Source organism: Pedobacter rhodius, from assembly GCF_027213645.1.
GTDB classification, from domain to species: domain Bacteria; phylum Bacteroidota; class Bacteroidia; order Sphingobacteriales; family Sphingobacteriaceae; genus Pedobacter; species Pedobacter rhodius.
In genome coordinates this window covers 107336-124931 of record NZ_JAPWGL010000006.1, presented here as the reverse complement: position 1 = coordinate 124931, position 17596 = coordinate 107336, and the positions used below count along the sequence as shown (strand labels likewise).

General features: G+C 37.0%; 15 protein-coding genes. 4 read left to right on the top strand and 11 right to left on the bottom strand.

The window, feature by feature from the left end; all coding sequences use genetic code 11:
• Nucleotides 1-23: 23 nt before the first annotated feature.
• From O0931_RS18800 to O0931_RS18790, 3 genes are all read right to left on the bottom strand, one after another.
• Nucleotides 24-3059: a TAT-variant-translocated molybdopterin oxidoreductase gene (locus O0931_RS18800; RefSeq protein ID WP_269417032.1), complete on the bottom strand. Its 3036-nt coding sequence runs from the start codon at nucleotides 3057-3059 to the stop codon at nucleotides 24-26.
• A 48-nt stretch (nucleotides 3060-3107) separates the two neighbouring features.
• Nucleotides 3108-4409 carry a c-type cytochrome gene (locus O0931_RS18795; RefSeq protein ID WP_269417031.1) on the bottom strand — a complete coding sequence of 434 codons (1302 nt, stop codon included), beginning with the start codon at nucleotides 4407-4409 and terminating at the stop codon, nucleotides 3108-3110.
• Nucleotides 4410-4663: 254 nt separating this feature from the next.
• Nucleotides 4664-5644 carry a deoxyhypusine synthase family protein gene (locus O0931_RS18790; protein ID WP_269417030.1) on the bottom strand — a complete coding sequence of 327 codons (981 nt, stop codon included), beginning with the start codon at nucleotides 5642-5644 and terminating at the stop codon, nucleotides 4664-4666.
• Nucleotides 5645-6027: 383 nt separating this feature from the next.
• Between O0931_RS18790 and O0931_RS18785 the strand changes: the two genes are divergently transcribed.
• The gene (locus tag O0931_RS18785) at nucleotides 6028-7098 is read left to right on the top strand and encodes a BamA/TamA family outer membrane protein (protein ID WP_269417029.1); all 1071 of its coding nucleotides are present in this window, start codon (nucleotides 6028-6030) and stop codon (nucleotides 7096-7098) included.
• Nucleotides 7099-7848: 750 nt separating this feature from the next.
• Nucleotides 7849-8601 carry a GH12 family glycosyl hydrolase domain-containing protein gene (locus O0931_RS18780; RefSeq protein ID WP_269417028.1) on the top strand — a complete coding sequence of 251 codons (753 nt, stop codon included), beginning with the start codon at nucleotides 7849-7851 and terminating at the stop codon, nucleotides 8599-8601.
• 32 nt (nucleotides 8602-8633) lie between these two features.
• Here the strand turns inward: O0931_RS18780 and O0931_RS18775 are convergent, their stop codons facing one another.
• The 7 genes from O0931_RS18775 to O0931_RS18745 all read right to left on the bottom strand — a co-directional run bounded on the left by O0931_RS18775 (nucleotide 8634) and on the right by O0931_RS18745 (nucleotide 14615).
• A complete protein-coding gene (locus O0931_RS18775) occupies nucleotides 8634-9071 on the bottom strand; it encodes a CAP domain-containing protein (protein ID WP_269417027.1) in 438 nt (145 codons plus the stop codon).
• A gap of 150 nt (nucleotides 9072-9221) precedes the next feature.
• Nucleotides 9222-9629: a hypothetical protein gene (locus tag O0931_RS18770; protein ID WP_269417026.1), complete on the bottom strand. Its 408-nt coding sequence runs from the start codon at nucleotides 9627-9629 to the stop codon at nucleotides 9222-9224.
• The gene (locus tag O0931_RS18765) at nucleotides 9626-10783 is read right to left on the bottom strand and encodes a M56 family metallopeptidase (protein WP_269417025.1); all 1158 of its coding nucleotides are present in this window, start codon (nucleotides 10781-10783) and stop codon (nucleotides 9626-9628) included. Before O0931_RS18765 ends, O0931_RS18770 begins: the two co-directional genes overlap by 4 nt.
• 86 nt (nucleotides 10784-10869) lie before the next feature.
• Entirely contained in the window at nucleotides 10870-12429 is a 1560-nt protein-coding gene (locus O0931_RS18760; RefSeq protein ID WP_269417024.1) for an N-acetylmuramoyl-L-alanine amidase, read from the bottom strand.
• Complete coding sequence (locus O0931_RS18755) at nucleotides 12426-12794, bottom strand: BlaI/MecI/CopY family transcriptional regulator (RefSeq protein ID WP_269417023.1); 369 nt, start codon at nucleotides 12792-12794, stop codon at nucleotides 12426-12428. The genes O0931_RS18760 and O0931_RS18755 overlap by 4 nt, the downstream gene beginning before the upstream one ends.
• 369 nt (nucleotides 12795-13163) lie before the next feature.
• The gene (locus O0931_RS18750) at nucleotides 13164-13820 is read right to left on the bottom strand and encodes a DUF1345 domain-containing protein (RefSeq protein ID WP_269417022.1); all 657 of its coding nucleotides are present in this window, start codon (nucleotides 13818-13820) and stop codon (nucleotides 13164-13166) included.
• Nucleotides 13821-13826: 6 nt separating this feature from the next.
• Entirely contained in the window at nucleotides 13827-14615 is a 789-nt protein-coding gene (locus O0931_RS18745) for an O-methyltransferase (RefSeq protein ID WP_269417021.1), read from the bottom strand.
• 45 nt (nucleotides 14616-14660) lie between these two features.
• Here O0931_RS18745 and O0931_RS18740 point away from each other — a divergent pair, with 45 nt between their 5' ends.
• Both O0931_RS18740 and O0931_RS18735 read left to right on the top strand, forming a co-directional pair.
• A complete protein-coding gene (locus tag O0931_RS18740; protein WP_269417020.1) occupies nucleotides 14661-15542 on the top strand; it encodes a transglutaminase-like domain-containing protein in 882 nt (293 codons plus the stop codon).
• A complete protein-coding gene (locus O0931_RS18735) occupies nucleotides 15542-16666 on the top strand; it encodes a glycoside hydrolase family 18 protein (protein WP_269417019.1) in 1125 nt (374 codons plus the stop codon). Before O0931_RS18740 ends, O0931_RS18735 begins: the two co-directional genes overlap by 1 nt.
• A 16-nt stretch (nucleotides 16667-16682) precedes the next feature.
• Here the strand turns inward: O0931_RS18735 and O0931_RS18730 are convergent, their stop codons facing one another.
• Nucleotides 16683-17594, bottom strand: coding sequence for an alpha/beta hydrolase (locus O0931_RS18730; RefSeq protein ID WP_269417018.1), 912 nt, complete (start codon nucleotides 17592-17594; stop codon nucleotides 16683-16685).
• Between the last annotated feature and the right edge of the window lie 2 nt (nucleotides 17595-17596).

Below are 17596 nucleotides of genomic sequence, written 5' to 3'. Positions count from 1 at the left end.
TTGTATTTTCTTTATACTAAAGCTTACGCTTGTACTGTTGTATCTGTATTTCTAATTTTTGTCATATATCCGATACCCGGTTTCACGTTGATTTCTTCCAATACGTAGTAGATACGCTCAGAACGTAAAGCTTTTGAAACCTCAGAATTAGGATCATTTGCATCACCGAAAATGATTGCATTTGCTGAACAAGCTTCCTGACAAGCCATTTTAATATCGCCATCTTTTAACGGACGTTTCTCAATTTTAGCTTTCAATTTACCGCCTTGTATACGTTGAATACACATAGAGCATTTTTCCATAACACCACGTGAACGTGTTGTTACATCAGGATTTAAAACCAATTGGGTAAACTCGTTATTTAAATAGTTATCGAAGCGGGAATCGTTCCAGTAATTGAACCAGTTAAAGCGACGAACTTTATACGGACAGTTGTTTGCACAGTAACGGGTACCTACACAACGGTTATAAGCCATGTGGTTTAAACCATCAGATGAGTGTACAGTTGCTAACACCGGACAAACGGTTTCACAAGGTGCGTGATCACAGTGTTGACACAACATTGGTTGGTGAACAACAGAAACATGATCTAAATCTTCCAGCTTAGCAATTTCTTTTTCTCTTGTTACATCACCGGTTGGTGTTTCATAGCTGTAGTAACGATCGATACGAATCCAGTGCATTTCACGACGACGGCGAACCTCGTCACGACCTACAACAGGAATGTTGTTTTCTACGTTACAGGCAACAATACATGAACCGCAACCTGTACAAGCATTTAAATCGATAGCCATAACCCAGCTATTGCCTGGTTGTTCGTATTTATCCCAAAGGTCATAGTTTTTATGTCCTTCTTCGCTTTTACCTGTACCCGCTGCAGGGTTTTTTAAATATTCTTTGAAAGTAGCTTCGCGAATTACATTACGACCCTCGAAAGAGTGGTGTGTTTGTGTTTGTGCTAATTCATAATAACCACCTGTCGGGGTAATCGTTACGTTGGTAGCATATTGCATGGTTCCATTTACAAAAGAAATGAAAGGGAAAGCATTTTTACCGACGCCGTTACCAGCTTTACCAACTTTCTCACGGCCGTAACCTAAAGCAATTGAAGCCGTTCCCTGTGCTTGTCCAGGCTGAATAAGAACCGGTAAGTCGATTGAGTAGCCATTGCCACCTTTAACCGTTACAACATCAAATTCTTTAACTTTTAATTTTTCCGCAAATTTTGGAGCAAGCGCAACATAGTTGTCCCAGGTTACTTTTGAAACCGGATCAGGTAATTCCTGTAAGAATGCGTTGTTAGCATTTTTACCATCACGCATCGGGATGTTTTCGTAAACCTGCAATTCTACCTGGTCGCCACCTTTTGCTAAAGCTTTACTGCTATTTACAATTGAAGTTGCAACCGCTGCTAATGATAAACTGAATGAATAAGCTGCTGCCGGTTTAGCCGCAACTTTAACCACACCTTTTTCTAAAACATCATTCCATTTCAAACCAAGTGCCGGAAGCATTTTGGTTTCCCAGTTGCTGCGAACAAACTGATAGTAATCCTTAACCGGAGCATCAGCCCAGGTTAATAAACTTTCTTCTGCCTGACGGCTATTGAAAACAGGATTAATTGTTGGCTGTACGATTGAATAATAACCTTCGTAAGCATTTGCATCACCCCATGATTCTAAGTAGTTATGGTTAATCGCAATTGCATCACAAAGTGAAGCCGTTTCATCAGCTCTGTCTGCAAATGAAATTTTTGCAGGAACTTTAGCTAACACATCAGCAAATTTCTTTCCGTCGATAGTATCGTAAACCGGGTTACTGTTTAAAAATAAAACAGCACCAACTTCGCCACGTCCCATCTCAGCAACTAAACCATTAAATTCAGCATCGTTACCAGCATATAAATAGCAAGGGTTATCTAAATCGATGGTTGTACCATAACTACCGATTGCGGCGTTAATGGCATTGACTAAAATTTGTGTAGAAACATCGTTAGAACCACAAACAACAAGTGCTTTACCTTTATTTTGAACTAATTCCTTAGCTGCTAATTTGATTACTTTATCAGCAGTTCCGTTGTTAGGTAATGCTCCGCCAGGTAAAGTCTGCCCGGTAATTGCATTATATAAAGCGATTAATGCAGGGCCTTCTTCCGATAATTTAACCGGAACACGGGTGTCTGCATTAGTACCTGTTAAGCTCATACCACTTTCGAACTGAATGTGGCGGCTCATTTTTTTATTTTCTAAAGATTTGTAGTTACGGTTAGCCGTATATTGAGCAGTAAACTCCTCACCGCTAATCCAGGTTCCTAAGAAATCGGCGCCGAAACTTACAATTAAATCTGCTTTATCGAAATTGTATTTAGGTAATACGGCTTTACCAAAACTATTTTGATTGGCCTGAATGATACCTGTATAAGAAACTGCATCGTACTGCACCAATTTAGCTGCAGGATATTTTGCAATAAACTGAGCGATTACCGCATTTGTAGACGGACTGTTTACTGTTGAAGCAACAAGGCGAATCTTTTTACCACCAGTTTGCGCTTTAGCCAACTCACTTTTTACAAAGCTGTCGATTTTTGCCCAGGTTGTTTCTTCATTTTTAAGAACCGGTGCTTTTAGTTTAGATACATCATATAAATCTAAAACTGAAGCCTGTGCTCTTGCATCAGTACCACAATTGAATTCACCTGCATTAGGGTTTGGTTCAATTTTAATCGGACGGCCTTCTCTTGTTTTAACTAAAATACTCTGGCCGTTAAAGCTGGAAGTATAGTAGTTAGGAATACCAGGTGTAACCTCTTCAGGTTTTACCAGGTAAGGAATAGATTTATGAACAGGCGCACTTTGACATGCTGCTAACGTTACTGCACCTAAACCAAAACCTAACGCCTTTAAAAAGTCGCGGCGTGGGGTAACGGTACTTAACCCTGCTTCATTTAAAACATCTTCTATTGGAAGTGGCTCGGCGAATTCGTTTTTGTTATTCTTAACAAAATCGGGTGTATTGTTATACTCCTCTAAGCCTTTCCAGTATTTTTTGTTGCTTTCCATTTAAGCTATATTACTGTTTATCGAACGTTCTTACTAAAACTCTATCTATTAATAGTGGCATTTACCACACTCTAAACCACCCAATAATGCTGGTGTGATTTTCTCACCTTTTTTAATTTTTTCATGCGCTTCGATAACCTTAGCGTAGAAAGCATTGTTTTTCTGACCAGAAATATCAGTCTCTTTATGGCAGTTAATACACCATTTCATGGTTAAAGGAGAATATTGATAAATTTCTTCCATTGTATTAACCGGACCATGACAAGCGAAACATACCGGTTCAGTTGGCTGTAATCCTTTTGCTTTACGAATGGCATCTTCTGCAACAACTACGTGCTGAGCGTGGTTGAAGTAAGCAAAATCAGGAAGGTTGTGTACACGTACCCACTCCATTGGCTTTTCTTTGCTCTTATCGTATTTCTGTGTTTCAGGATCGTAACCTAAAGCATTGTATATTTTCTTGATTTCAGGAGAAATTTCACCTTCATAATTGTCTCTCGCCTGTACCGCTTTGTGGCAGTTCATACAAACGTTTAATGATGGAATAGTTGCATTTTTAGATTTGAATGCACCATTATGACAATACTGACAATCAATTTGATTTGTACCTGCGTGTAATTCGTGAGAGAATTTAATAGGTTGTACCGGCTGATAACCTGTATGAACACCGGTATTCCACATACCCATCCAGCCCCAAGAACCTAAAGCGATGATTAAGCATAAAATGAAGAACATCACAAATTTTTTGTTCTTAAACATTTTGCGCACACCCACCTTCAACGGCACATCTTCTTCAATTTCGATGCCTTGTTTTTGTAAAATTAAGCGCTCTAATAATTTAGAAGCACGGCCTAAGATTACTAAAATTACGACAGCAATAGCAACAATGGCAACAATACCTGCAATAGATAAACCTGAAGTGGTGTCATCTTTTGCCGCAGTGGCACCTGCGCCAGCAACACCGCCTTTTGGTTTAGGCTCACCTTCTTTGATGTATGCTAAAATGCTTTTAACTTTTGCCTCATCCAATTCAGGAAAAGAAGTCATCGCAATTTTACCATTCTCATTAAAAAGCTTAACTGCTTCAGGGTTTCCGGAAGCGATTAAACCCTGCGAATTTGGAATCCACTTTAATAAGAATTCTTCAGAATGACGATCGCTAACACCGGTTAAGGCAGGACCAATCATTTTAGCATCTAACGCGTGACATGCGGTACATTTAGCTTTGAAAAGCGTTCTTCCTTCTGCAGCATCTTGCGCATTAACGGTAGAAACCGCTATAACGGAAATAGCTGAAAACACGAATAACGATTTCCAAACGCTTTTTAAAATCATCGAGATATCTCTCATAATGAACACTTTATACTTATTTAATTTACTTTTTGTTGTGAAATTGATGATTGAACCCAAATAGCCCCATCAAAACTTGAACAAAAGTATAACTTATTAATAAATCCCATGACATAATACTGACTTGAAATACAATTTATAATCATTCTAAACAAACCTTGTTTCCGGCCAGTCAGCCTATAAAAATGCCCATTTTCGAAGTTTTTCTCCAATGGGCACACTCAAAACTATTTTGGTTTTATAAAATTTTCTTGTTATTGTTTTAATATCCAGGCAAACATTAACGGCGCAACAATTGTCGCATCGCTTTCCACAATAAACTTAGGCGTATGAATATCTAATTTGCCCCAGGTTATTTTTTCATTCGGAACCGCACCTGAATATGAGCCATACGATGTAGTTGAGTCAGATATCTGACAGAAATAGCTCCAGAAAGGAATATTTTCCATTTCCATATCCTGATAAAGCATTGGTACAACGCAAATCGGGAAATCGCCGGCAATACCTCCGCCGATCTGGAAAAATCCAATTCCTTTACCACTACTGTTTGCAATATACCAGTCGGCCAGCCAACCCATATACTCAATACCGCTTTTCATGGTCGTTGCTTTCAATTCTTTTTTCATTACATACGATGCGAAAATATTACCCATCGTCGAATCTTCCCATCCCGGTACAACAATCGGCAAATTCTTTTCAGCCGCAGCCAACATCCACGAATTTTTTGGATCAATTTCGTAGTATTGCTCTAAATCGCCGCTTAAAAGCATTTTGTACATAAATTCATGCGGAAAATACCGCTCGCCTGCTTCATCAGCATCTTTCCAGATTTTATGAATATGCTTTTGTAAACGACGGAAAGCTTCTTCCTCCGGAATACAGGTATCCGTAACGCGGTTGTAATGATTTTCCAGTAAATCCCACTCGTCCTGCGGACTTAAATCTCTATAATTGGGAACACGCTTATAGTGAGAGTGTGCAACCAGGTTCATAATATCTTCTTCAAGGTTGGCACCGGTACAAGAAATAATGGCCACTTTATCCTGACGAATCATTTCAGCCAGCGATATGCCCAATTCAGCAGTACTCATCGCACCGGCGAGCGTAATCATCATTTTACCGCCTTCATCTAAATGCGTTTCATATCCTTTAGCTGCATCCATCATTGCTGCAGCATTAAAGTGGAGGTAATTACGCTCCATAAACTGAGATATCGGTCCTCTTGTATTGCTCATCGTGTTTTGTCTTATTTGCCGCAAAAATAGGTATTTAGGCCGAAAGGTTAAAACCTAAAAGTTTTTAACCATGAGGGCTTGGCGTTTAGCCTTGATAGCGGACTTAAATAGCTAAGCAGTTACAACTTTTCTATAACAAAGCACAAAGCAATTTTATTCTATGATTTGAAAATGCATCCAATTAACCGATTAACCGACATATTACCTTACCACCAAGGCACGAAGGCACAAAGCCATTTTATTTTGTGATTATCGAAAACGATTCCAATTAACCGGTTTAAACAATTAACCAACATATTACTAAATTTCCTTTTCTTTGCGCCATGAAAAAACTGGCGATTTTATGTACATTCCTTTTGCTATCGATTTCCGGAATGGCTCAAATGAAACTAATTAAAAAAATGCTTTCGAATGAAAAAGATACCACGAGAAAAGCGAGTTTTTTACCTATTCCAGCTTTCGGTTATTCGCAGGAAACGGGTTTTGAATTTGGTATAGGTGCTATTTATTCATTTTATAGCTACAGAAAAGATACGGTAACGAGAAGTTCTAATTTTTCAGCTAATGCAACTTATTCCACAAAAAAAACTTACAATTTAGCTTTAAAAGGTGATGCATGGAGTAAAGGAAATATATACCATATAATAGGCGAAATCCGATTCAAGAAAATGCCATTCAATTTTTATGGTTTAGGAAATAACACCAATAAAACTGATGAAGATAAATTAGTACAGCAACAAATAAAGGTAGCTTTCGACTTAGAAAAAACCTTTATAAAAAATGCTTACTCAGGCATTTCATTAGGATTTGAAAATTATGATTTTAATGATCAAGCTGCAGGTGGGATTTATTCATCAGATCCTGCTATTTTTGGAAGGCCCGGAGGAAGGGTAATTTTCACCGGCATTTCTCAAAGTTATGATACAAGAAATTCTAATAACTATCCATCCAAAGGTTTTTTTGGAAGAATAACTTATCAATATGCACCAGATTTTTTTGGCGGTGATAATTTTAATGGAAGTCAGATTAAATTAAATCTTCGCAACTTCTGGAAACTGAGTAACAAATTTATACTTGGTGCACAAGGCTTATACCATACCGTACAAAGTAATCATACACCTTTCTATCTGTTACCACAATTAGGTAATGATGAAATGATGAGGGGCTACTATACCGGCCGCTACCGCGACAAAAATTTACTGGCCATACAAACAGAACTTCGCTACAGGTACAATAACCGTTTCGGGGCAGTACTTTTTGCAGGTACAGGAACCGTTTGGGGAACATCTGATTTTGCTGTCGATGCTTTTAAACCCAATTTAGGTGGTGGCTTAAGGTATTTCTTTGATCCCGCAAAAGGGTTAAGTGTTCGTTTAGATTATGGGATTGGAGAACGAAAAACAAATGAAAAACGACAGAGCGGATTTTATATAAGTTTGGCGGAAGCATTTTAATTGTAGGGGTATTGAAGATTTCCCGCAGATTTTCGCAGATATGAAACGCAGATTTTCGGGGATTTAAAAAAGCAAGGTGCTAAGTCAGGTTTTAATGTTAGAAAGTAAAATCAGCATGAAAATTTAGTTGTTTATTTTCCCGCAGATATTCGCAGATAAAAAACGCAGATTTTCGGGGATTTAATAAAAAAAGTAAGTCAATTTTGGGTTAGAAAGTAAAATCAGCGTAGATCAGCGGTTTCTAAATCAGCGTGCATCAGCGGGAAATTTTATATTTATTTCTCCCGCAGATTTTCGCAGATATGAAACGCAGATTTTCGGCGATTTAATAAAAAAAGTAAGTCAATTTTGGGTTAAAAATTAAGATCAGCGGTTTTTAAATCAGCGTGAATCAACGGGAAATTTTATATTTATTTCTCCCGCAGATTTTCGCAGATATGAAACGCAGATTTTCTGCGATTTAATAAAAAAATGTAAATCAATTTTTGGGTTAGAAAGTAAAATCAGCGTGAATCTTCGGAAAACATTTCCATAAAAATCAAAACTCCAATTTTAATCCCGTTATCATACACCCTCCACTCAATACTTGATACTTTATACTAGATACTAGATACTAGAATAAAATAACTCAAATTAAGCCTTGCCTTAACAATTGAACACCTATTTGTAAACAAAAGTATACTTCGAGTAGGATAAGTTACTGGTATTTTTGATTTAGAAAAAATTACTAGCCAAAATTAAATTACCATTATGAGAAAAATTTTAATGTATGCAGTGCTTGCAACCATCTCTCTTGCAGCCTGTAAAAAAGACCAGTCTTCGACTCAGCCAGCCGGAGAAGTAAAAGCAGACTGGACATCTGACAACAGTACAAACAATTACACCAGTAAAGCCTATTCACCCTACACTGTTTTTAATAATGTTTGGGGCAGTGGTTATGGTTATCAGAGTATCTGGGCTAACAATGGAAATAATTGGGGCATATGGTCCAATCATCCGAATACATCGGGTATTAAATCCTATCCAAATTCAGAAAGGAAAGTTCAAAGGTTGTTAAGCAGTTTAAACAGCTTAACCTCGCACTATGATGTCACCGTACCTGCTGATGGATCGTGGGGCGCAGATTATGATGTATGGACCAACAATGACAAGTACGAAATAATGCTCTGGATGAATTACAGAGGTAATGTTGGTCCGATTGCCAGTGCATACCCAAATGGTGTTGCCCAAATCAATGTAGCCAATAAAAGTGTTGGCGGACATACCTGGAACATTTATAAGGGCCCGGTAAATGCCAATGGCAAACAAGTCTTTTCCTTTCTTCGTACCAGTAACTCTTTAGTTGGTGATGTGAATATAAAAGACATTATGAATTACCTGCGAAACGACCTGCAATGGATAGGAAATGAGACCATCGATAGGGTGCAGTTTGGTTTTGAAGTAACCAGCACAGCCGGAGGCAGAGACCACAGGGTAAATAATTACACTGTTTCTTTTAATTAAACCTATTTAAAAAATCTAACTAAATGGGCGAATTAATTTTTTCTACCTAAATCCATAACCCAGTAGGTGCCGGTTTTTCCTGCACCTACTTCGTCAAATTCAGCATCCATCATCGCCTTGCAATGGCTTTCACTTGCTTTCCAGCCTTCAATCACCTCATCTACAGTTGTGTAATTCCGGGCAATTACTTCACCTATGCTTAGTCCGGCATAACCTTCTTGCCGGGAACGCTGTATTGCCGGCACACCTTCCGGACTGATGTGGCTAAAATAATTTCTATTTACCATATCAGCAGCATGCGCTTTCGCTGTTTTTTCAAGCGCAATATTCCACACAACTTTTTTTACCGCAGGCATTATATCTGTACCACATGTACAGCCACTTACCCTCAAATTGTTGAGTTTATTCAAAATTTCTTCCTTAATTTCAACATCAGCACGCTCCTGCACCTCTTTTTTGCAGGAAGCCATTATCATGACAAGTATAATTTGAAGTGTATATTTAAAGAAAGGCCTCATTTAATTTTCCCTTAGTTCAGTAAATATACGATAATGGAGATTTTAAATATCCATAGTTAAAAAGGAAAATAATTGTAGAAGATTTTGATATAAGTTTTCTACTTACGGCTCAACAACTATGTTGCTATTTGCATTCTGCCAGATTTCGACTTTTCCATTAATGTTAAATTCGGCATTTGAACCTTTTATTTTTGTGCCGGAGCCAAGCTGAGTGATGACCATATTTTTAGCTGAACCTATTTTAGTTTTATTGTTGTAAATAATTTCATCAGCTTCCATTTTTAAGTCTTTAAAAAACATTTTTGCTTTACCCATTACTGTAATCGTATTTTTATCCTTACTCATTCTCACAGAATCTGCAGTATATCGAATGCTTTTGACTATCATATTCTCATTTTCTTTTAAGTCGAAATCAATAAAAGATATTTTTTTATCGGTCTCAGAATTTGATTCATAACTTCTATATGTTCCATCCAATAAATTGAAAACCGCTTTCTCAGTAAGAATCATACTTCCTCCATAATAATAACCGCATGACTGACTAACAATTCCTTTACATTTTTATTCCATACGGCTGATTTTGCCTTGATTGTAGTCCCTTTAATTTCTATAACCACATCTTCCAAATAGCTAATTTTAGTTTTTAAATTGCCTCTGATTTTTGAAGAAGAAATAATCTTCGGGTCTATCGAACTTTGCAGCCTGGTTGTATCTATAACCTTTAAAATTGTTTTCGAATTTCTATTTACCAATACACCCTTTGCCGTTTTAACAACTTGTTTATATATCGGTTGTTCAATTTTCTTTAACCCTAAAACACTTTTTAATTTTGGCGCAGCGTAAACTAACTGCACTGAAAATAACCATATTAAAGAAATTGTAATTGGCAAAGCGAGTAAATAACTTAATTTTTTCATTTTAGCAGACTTAGCGTTAAATAACATTTTTATTCTTTCCTTGACCGGGCTTTTAACAAAATTGTGGATTAGTGGCATTTCACTCTTCGTAACCGCAAGTTTAAAAAGCAGGTTCGCATAGGCATTGGTTCCAAAGTTTAAAGAGGCTGCTTCATCTGCCTCATATTCATGGGTTTGCTCTAAAGCTTTATCAATTAAATAAACTACCGGATTGAACCATAAAAATGCTTTGCAAAGCATCAGGATTATTTTATCAATGGAATGGTATTGACTCGCATGAACCTTTTCATGAGTCAATAAAACCTGCAGTTCGGTTTCACTCAAAATACTTTTATCAATAAAAACATAATTGAAAAAAGAGCAATTGGTATAGCCTTTTGTTTTTGTTATCAGTTTTAGGCCATCGATACTATTCGTATAATCGCTGGTGTGTTTCAATAAGCCAAATAACCGCCACGCGCAGGCTAATAATAAAATTGAAGCGATACCACCATAAATGTAAAAGCCTAATTCATTCCAATCTATTCTAGGTTGTTCCTGTGGCTGGTATTCAACCACTAAGGGCTTTACAAGTTGAAACGGCTGATTGCTAACCGGTTTTAGTTGGTGAAGATCTGTCAGCTGATTGATTTCTACGGCAGCTAATTCGCGTTTAACCTCAAACTGCAAAGCCGGAATAACAAAGCTAAAAAACAACGCTCCTAACAGGTAAAATCTATTGAGCCTGAAGAAAGTAAGTTTCTTCAAAACCAAAAGGTAAACAGCGAAGAACAAAATTGTGCATGCGCTAACCTTAAGCAAATACATTAACCATTCCATCGTTCAATTCTTAATTAACATCCACGCTTTGAAAAAGCAACAAATCCATCTAAAATCAGGTTGCTGATTTTACGTATATTCTTTTCTTCATTGATGTAGTTCAGCGTTTTTTCTTCTGAGATGTTTCCAAATTCAATTAAAATAGCGGGCACTTTAGATGCGCTCAGCAATAACAGATTTGCATTTTTTAAAGAATTATTTACTTCCATACCGTTTAATTGCTTCAGTTTACCTAAAATACCCGCACCCAAATCTTCAGCTATTTTAATATTGTTATTCAGCTTAGAAACATAAACTTCGATTCCATTGAAAGGTACTGTCGTATTGGTAAGTGTTGCATTATGATGAATCGATATAAATGCAGTTGCTTCTTGCTTAGGCAAACGATCTTTAAGTGACAAAAATTGATCAGTAGTTCTGGTTAATTGTACTTTTATACCTCTTTTTGCAGCTTCTTCTTTCAGGATTTTCACAGCTCTTAAGTTCAAATCTTTTTCCTTTTGCCCATCCAATGCTACTATAGCACCATCTCTGCCGCCATGCCCGGCATCAATAATTAATATGGGTTCTACTTCTTTAAGCGCCGACTTTGTATATGGGTTAAGCATTGCATAACCACCTAAATAATTCATGTCGTAAACATTCTTCGGCTGGTTGGAAACGGAGTGACTGGTATTATCAGCAGGTACTTTCTCTATTATAATTTCCTTTTGATTCACGAAAGCCATACAGCAAATCAATAAAACAGGAATTACTGTTGCATAAGCCAGCTTTTGAAACTTTACATTTGGTTCTTTGTACATCATCATAATTCTATTTTTTAAGGGAAGTTTACTAAAACTATTAATAGCTATTTTGTTTGAAGGCGCAGCCAGGTTTAAGAGTAAAAAAGCATATTCTTTTTTATCTGTCGCTTTTAAGATTTCCCTGTCTGCTAAAAATTCGTGATTATCATCAATTGCATTTCGCCAGAGGTAAATGATTGGGTTAAACCATAGTATTGCAGCGAGCAGATTAACTAAAAGCTTATCGAAAGCATGTAATTGTTCTACATGTATAGATTCATGTTTGATAACAAGCCGCCTTTCTTCCGGCTGTAATGATGAATCAATAACGATTCGGTTAAAAAAAGAGCAATTTTTGATACTTGATTGCTTATTAACCAAAATAATTGCTCCATCTTCATCCACTATATTTTTGCGTAGTTGAAGTTTGATACGCAACAGCATTAAAAGCATTCTGAAAATAAGAATCGCTGAAATTGAATAATAACCATATTCCAATACCTGAATCCAGTTCACAGGCGCATCAGCTGTTTTTCCGTCATCTACAAAATCCCGCTCCATAAAACCACCATTGCTATACGTTATTTTTGCTGCACGCTCCTGAACGGAAGCAATAATTTCCTTCTTATTTTCTACTGTCAATGCCGGTATAGTGAAACTTAAAACCAGCATAAACAAAAGATAAATCCTGTTCAGGTTGAAAAAAGTAAGCTTAGACAGCAGGAAATAATAAACAGCAAAAAATAACGCTGTGCAGGCAGAGACTTTCAACAGATAAATTAAAATCATGATCTGGAATTTTCATTAATGAGCTTTTTGATTTCTTCTATATCTTTTTCACTTAATTTTTCTTCTTTTACCATAAACGATAAAAGATTCGCCGGCGAACTATCGAAATAGCTGTTAAACATTTTTGAAAACGTCGTTTTCGTGTAAACTTCCTTACTAATTGCCGGAAAATACTCATATGTTTTACCATAGGCTTTATAAGCAACATAGCCTTTCTTTTCAAGCAGCCTTACAATAGATGAAATGGTATTATAAGGTGGTTTTGGTTCTTCATCCAATTCATCAATAATATCTTTTACAAATGCCTTTTGCAGTTTCCATAAAACCTGCATAATGCGCTCTTCTGTTTTGGTTAATTCTTCCATACCCAAACATATAACTTATTTTTCAGTTTTACAACTTAAAAATAAGTTATACGACTTAAAAATCAGTTTAAAAAGATAAAAAACTGATTATAAGACGCATTAATTACGTTTAAGACAAATTACTGTATCGCTAAAACAAGCCTCCAGATGAAGTAGTTGCATTAAATACATGTGAAAGCTTTAAGATTCCCGCCTGCGCGGGAATGACGAATTGAGGAAAAAATTTTAGCTAAAAAGATTGCTTTGTCATACTTCCTCGCAATGACGAATCGAGAGGTAAGGTAGCATAACCTCGCTCTTGGCACCTTCCTCTTCAAGGAGGAAGGTGCCGGTAGGCGGATGGAGGTTAAACATAAAGCAAATATTTTATTATTTACTCAAACCCGCTAATGCATTTATGGTTAGTGCAACAATTACGGTATTGAAAATAAAGGAGATGATACTGTGGAGTAACGCAAGTCGCCTGATTTTACGGGAAGATATTTCGACATCAGAGACCTGGAAAGTCATTCCGATAACAAAGGAGAAGTAAGCAAAATCAATAAAATCGGGTTTTTCTTCGCCCGGGAAATCTAAACCGCCATTTTTATTTTCACTATCCCCATAAAATAAATGTGCATAACGCATGGTAAAAGTGGTGTGAACCAATACCCAGGATAGAAACATGCCGGAAATTGCTGTAACCAGATCGAGCGTTTTAACTTCTTTATCAAGGAGCAAAAGCACTACGGCAAGCAGTCCGGCAAAAGTAGAAACAACAACAATTGCGAAAATTTCGCCCCTTGTTTCATCCTGCATTTTTGCCTTTAAATGTGTTTCTGCCGCAGAAGTATGGCAAAACATATACCAGTGAAGCAGGATAAGTGCCAGGCAAAAACCATCCCAACCCGACATCAAATGAGTTAGAATACTGGTATCAATTAATAAAGAACCCAGGTAAATCAACAGACCCGAAAAAAAGCTGAGCAGCAAAATATATAATGCAGATAACTTTTGAATACCTTGTAATTTCGGTTCTATTTTCATTTCGGTTTATTGATTAAATTTCAACTTGAAATGTTCTTTGGCCTGCCCTTTTTTAAAATAAACCAATCCAATCCAAAACAAATCTACCGTAACGGTAACTTCCGGATGATTTTTGATTTCAGCCCAGGCCTCTTTCATTCCTTTACTCCAGTAAATATCATCAAAAATGAGCAAAGAATTTTCAGTAACTTTTGGCAGGCACCATTTGAAATAATTTAATGTAGCCTCTTTGCGGTGGTTGCCATCAATATAAACAAAGTCAAGGGTAGGTTGCTTTGCTATGATATCAGGCAGGATTAAATCAAAATTGCCAACATGCAGTTCAATGTTATCTAATTCCAAATCCCCGAAATTTTTCCTCGCAACTTCAGCTGTTTCAGGACAACCTTCTATGGTAATAATTTCTGCTTCAGGATTTGATTTGGAAAGGTAAGCAGTCGTTATGCCTAAACAGGTACCCAATTCGATTGCAGTTTCAGGCTTTGTATTTTCTGCCAAACGGTAAATAAGTTTTGCCAAACGTGGACTTTTCAATGCATTTTTAGCAATCTCGCTTACTTTTTTTGTACGATTTTTATTTAAGAGCGAGCCTGCTCCGAGATCTGTAACTGTAATTATGGAATCGTCATTAAAAAGTTTTTTTCGCTGCGCTTCTATATTTTTGTATTCAGATTTATCGGTAAAATCGTAAATTACCTCGTCTGCTAGTTTGTAAACGAATGGCGAGTGTGTTCCATGCCTGGTTTTAGCAGTTAAACGGTGTTTAAGGTAATCGGTAATGAATTGAATTATCATATCTATTGCAAAAGTAATTAAACCCCGCAAACGTATGTATGTTTTATGGAAAATAACGCAGAGATAAGTGCTTTAGTAAAATTGCTTGATGATCCTGATGAGGAAGTTTATCAGCATGTTGAACAAAGGCTACTGGAATACGGTGGCGAGGTTATTCATTTTCTGGAGAATGCCTGGGAGCAATCTTTTGACGGACTTTTACAGGAACGTATTGAAAACATTGTTCATCAGATTCAATTTAATACCGTTAAAGAAGATTTAAACCTTTGGTATCTGAGTGGTGCTTTTGATTTGCTGCAAGGGGCCTTAATTGTTAATCGTTATCAATATCCCGATTTAGATGAGCAGAAAGTTATCAACCAGCTGGAGGAAATTAAACGCGAAATCTGGCTGGGCCTGCAGTATGAAATGAGTTCGGTGGAGAAAGTTAAATTGATTAACCATGTTTTATATCAGCAATTTGGTTTTGGAGGCAACACGAAGAACCATCACGATCCGCAAAACTCCTACTTAAATCAGGTACTGGAAAGTAAAAAAGGCAATCAGATTTCACTGGCGATAATTTACTCAACACTTGCGCAAAAGCTGGATATGCCAATTTATGGCATCAATTTACCACAACATTTTATTTTAGGTTTTATTGATGAAAGTAAACAGGAAGGTACCGAATATGGTGTGCTTTTTTATATAAATGCATTTAACAGGGGTAATATTTTTGGCAAACACGATGTAGATCAATTTTTGCGTCAGCTGAATTTAGAGGCGCTGCCCGAATATTACAGGCCTTGCAGCAATACAGATATCATACGTAGGGTAATCAGAAATTTGATTTCTGCCTATGAGAATGCCGGTGCTACGGAGAAAGTCGCAGAACTTAACCAACTACAACAAATTATTTCAGATCAAGATACTTCTCAAGCGAGCTAATGTTTAAACCATCATCCCCAACAACCTACTTGTGCAGCATCACCGCACTAATTATTTTAACAATCTTTTCCGGGTTAGATTTAAAAGCTCAGAAGAAATATAAACCAAATGTTATCGCCTATTACACAGGCGGAGGCGGAACGGTTATCGATAGTTTTCCTGTTGAAAAAATAAGTCACTTAATTTACAGTTTCGGGCATTTAAAGGGCGACAGTATGAAAATACATTCTGCTAAAGATTCGGCCCTGATTTTAAAAATGGTCGCGTTAAAAAAGCGTAATCCGGATTTAAAGGTTATGATGGCAATGGGTGGCTGGAGTGCTTGTGCGAATTGTTCGGAAGTATTTAGCCGGGCGAACGGCCGAAAAACTTTTGCTAAAACGACAAAAGAACTGCTCGATTTTTTTCATGCTGATGGAATTGATATCGATTGGGAATATCCGGCAGTTGCCGGGTTTCCGGGGCACCGCTACACAGAAGATGATAAACACAATTTTACTTTATTGATTAAAGAACTAAGAAATAAGCTGGGTAAAAAAGCCGAAATAAGCTTCGCCGCGGGTGGTACCAAAAACTGCATCGATTCCTGCTTCGAATGGAACAAAGTAATGCCTTTAGTAGACCGGGTAAATTTAATGAGCTACGATTTGGTTGGTGGTTATGCTACGCAGAGTGGTCACCATACACCTTTATATTCTGCCAAAGAATTGCCTTTATCGGGTGATTATGCTGTTACAGAATTAATAAGACTGGGCGTTCCGGCAAACAAAATAGCTTTAGGCGCTGCATTTTACGCAAGAATTTTCGAAAACTCAACAGAAGCAAATCAGGGTTTATATCAACCGACCAAATTTGTAGGCGGTGTTTCCTTTAAAGATTTCAGTACCCAGTTTACGGAAGAAAAAGGCTATAAATATTACTGGGATGATGTCGCAAAAGCGCCCTATTATTATAATGCTGAAGCGAAAAGAATCGCTACTTTGGATGACCCTAAATCAATTTCATTGAAAACAAAATACGTTTTAACTAAAAAGCTTAATGGGATTATGTTTTGGGAATTAACCGATGATGCTTATGTGGACGGCTTGTTAAGTGTAATTGACAAGAATATTAAAGAAAACTAAATACACAGACAGATCATCAAAATTTTTGCTTCTTCATCCAAACAGCGAGTAAATTAAACCAGTCAACATCCGAAGTTTTATTTTTGAGGCCGAAACCATGCCCACCATTTTCATACAGATATATATCTGTTTTAACCTTATTCTTCTTTAATGCTTCATTTAAAAGCATACTGTTTTCTACAGGCACTACTTTATCATCTTGAGCATGAACTAAAAAAGTTGGCGGTGTTTTTGAATTTACATTTTCGTTGGCAGAGAAATAATGTTTCATGCTGTCTGCCGGATTTGGACCGAGCAAATTCTTCATAGTACCGGTATGAACGGATTCTTCAAAACTGATTACCGGATAAATCAGCGCCGCAAAATCAGGCCTTAAACTTATTTTTTCGGCATTAGTAATTTTAATATCGTTATAGTGCACCAACAATGTTGATGCGAAATGCCCACCTGCAGAAAACCCCATAATGCCTATTTTATTTGGTTTGATGTTAAACTTTTTCGCATCTTTCCTGACCAGATAAATTGCCTGTTCTGCATCTTGCAACAGTGCAAAAGTTTTATCAGTCATAGTTTCATCATTAGGCAAGCGGTATTTTAACACAAATGCAGTAACACCGATTTCATTAAAGCGTTTTGCAATATTATAACCCTCATGGTTTATTGCTAAAATGGAGTAACCGCCACCCGGACAGATAATAACAGCTGTTCCGTTCGCTTTATCAACAGGGGCCGGAAAAACCGTTAAGGTAGGATTTGTGACTTTACCTATCCTATCAATGCCATCACTACCCCTTTCCGTAACTTCTATATAAGTTGCCGAAGCTTTTGAACCTGGAACGGCATCTTCATAAAGAGGAATAACTTCTTGTGCATTGGAAAAAAAAGACAACATGGAGAATAAGATTAAAAATAATGATGATTTTACCATAA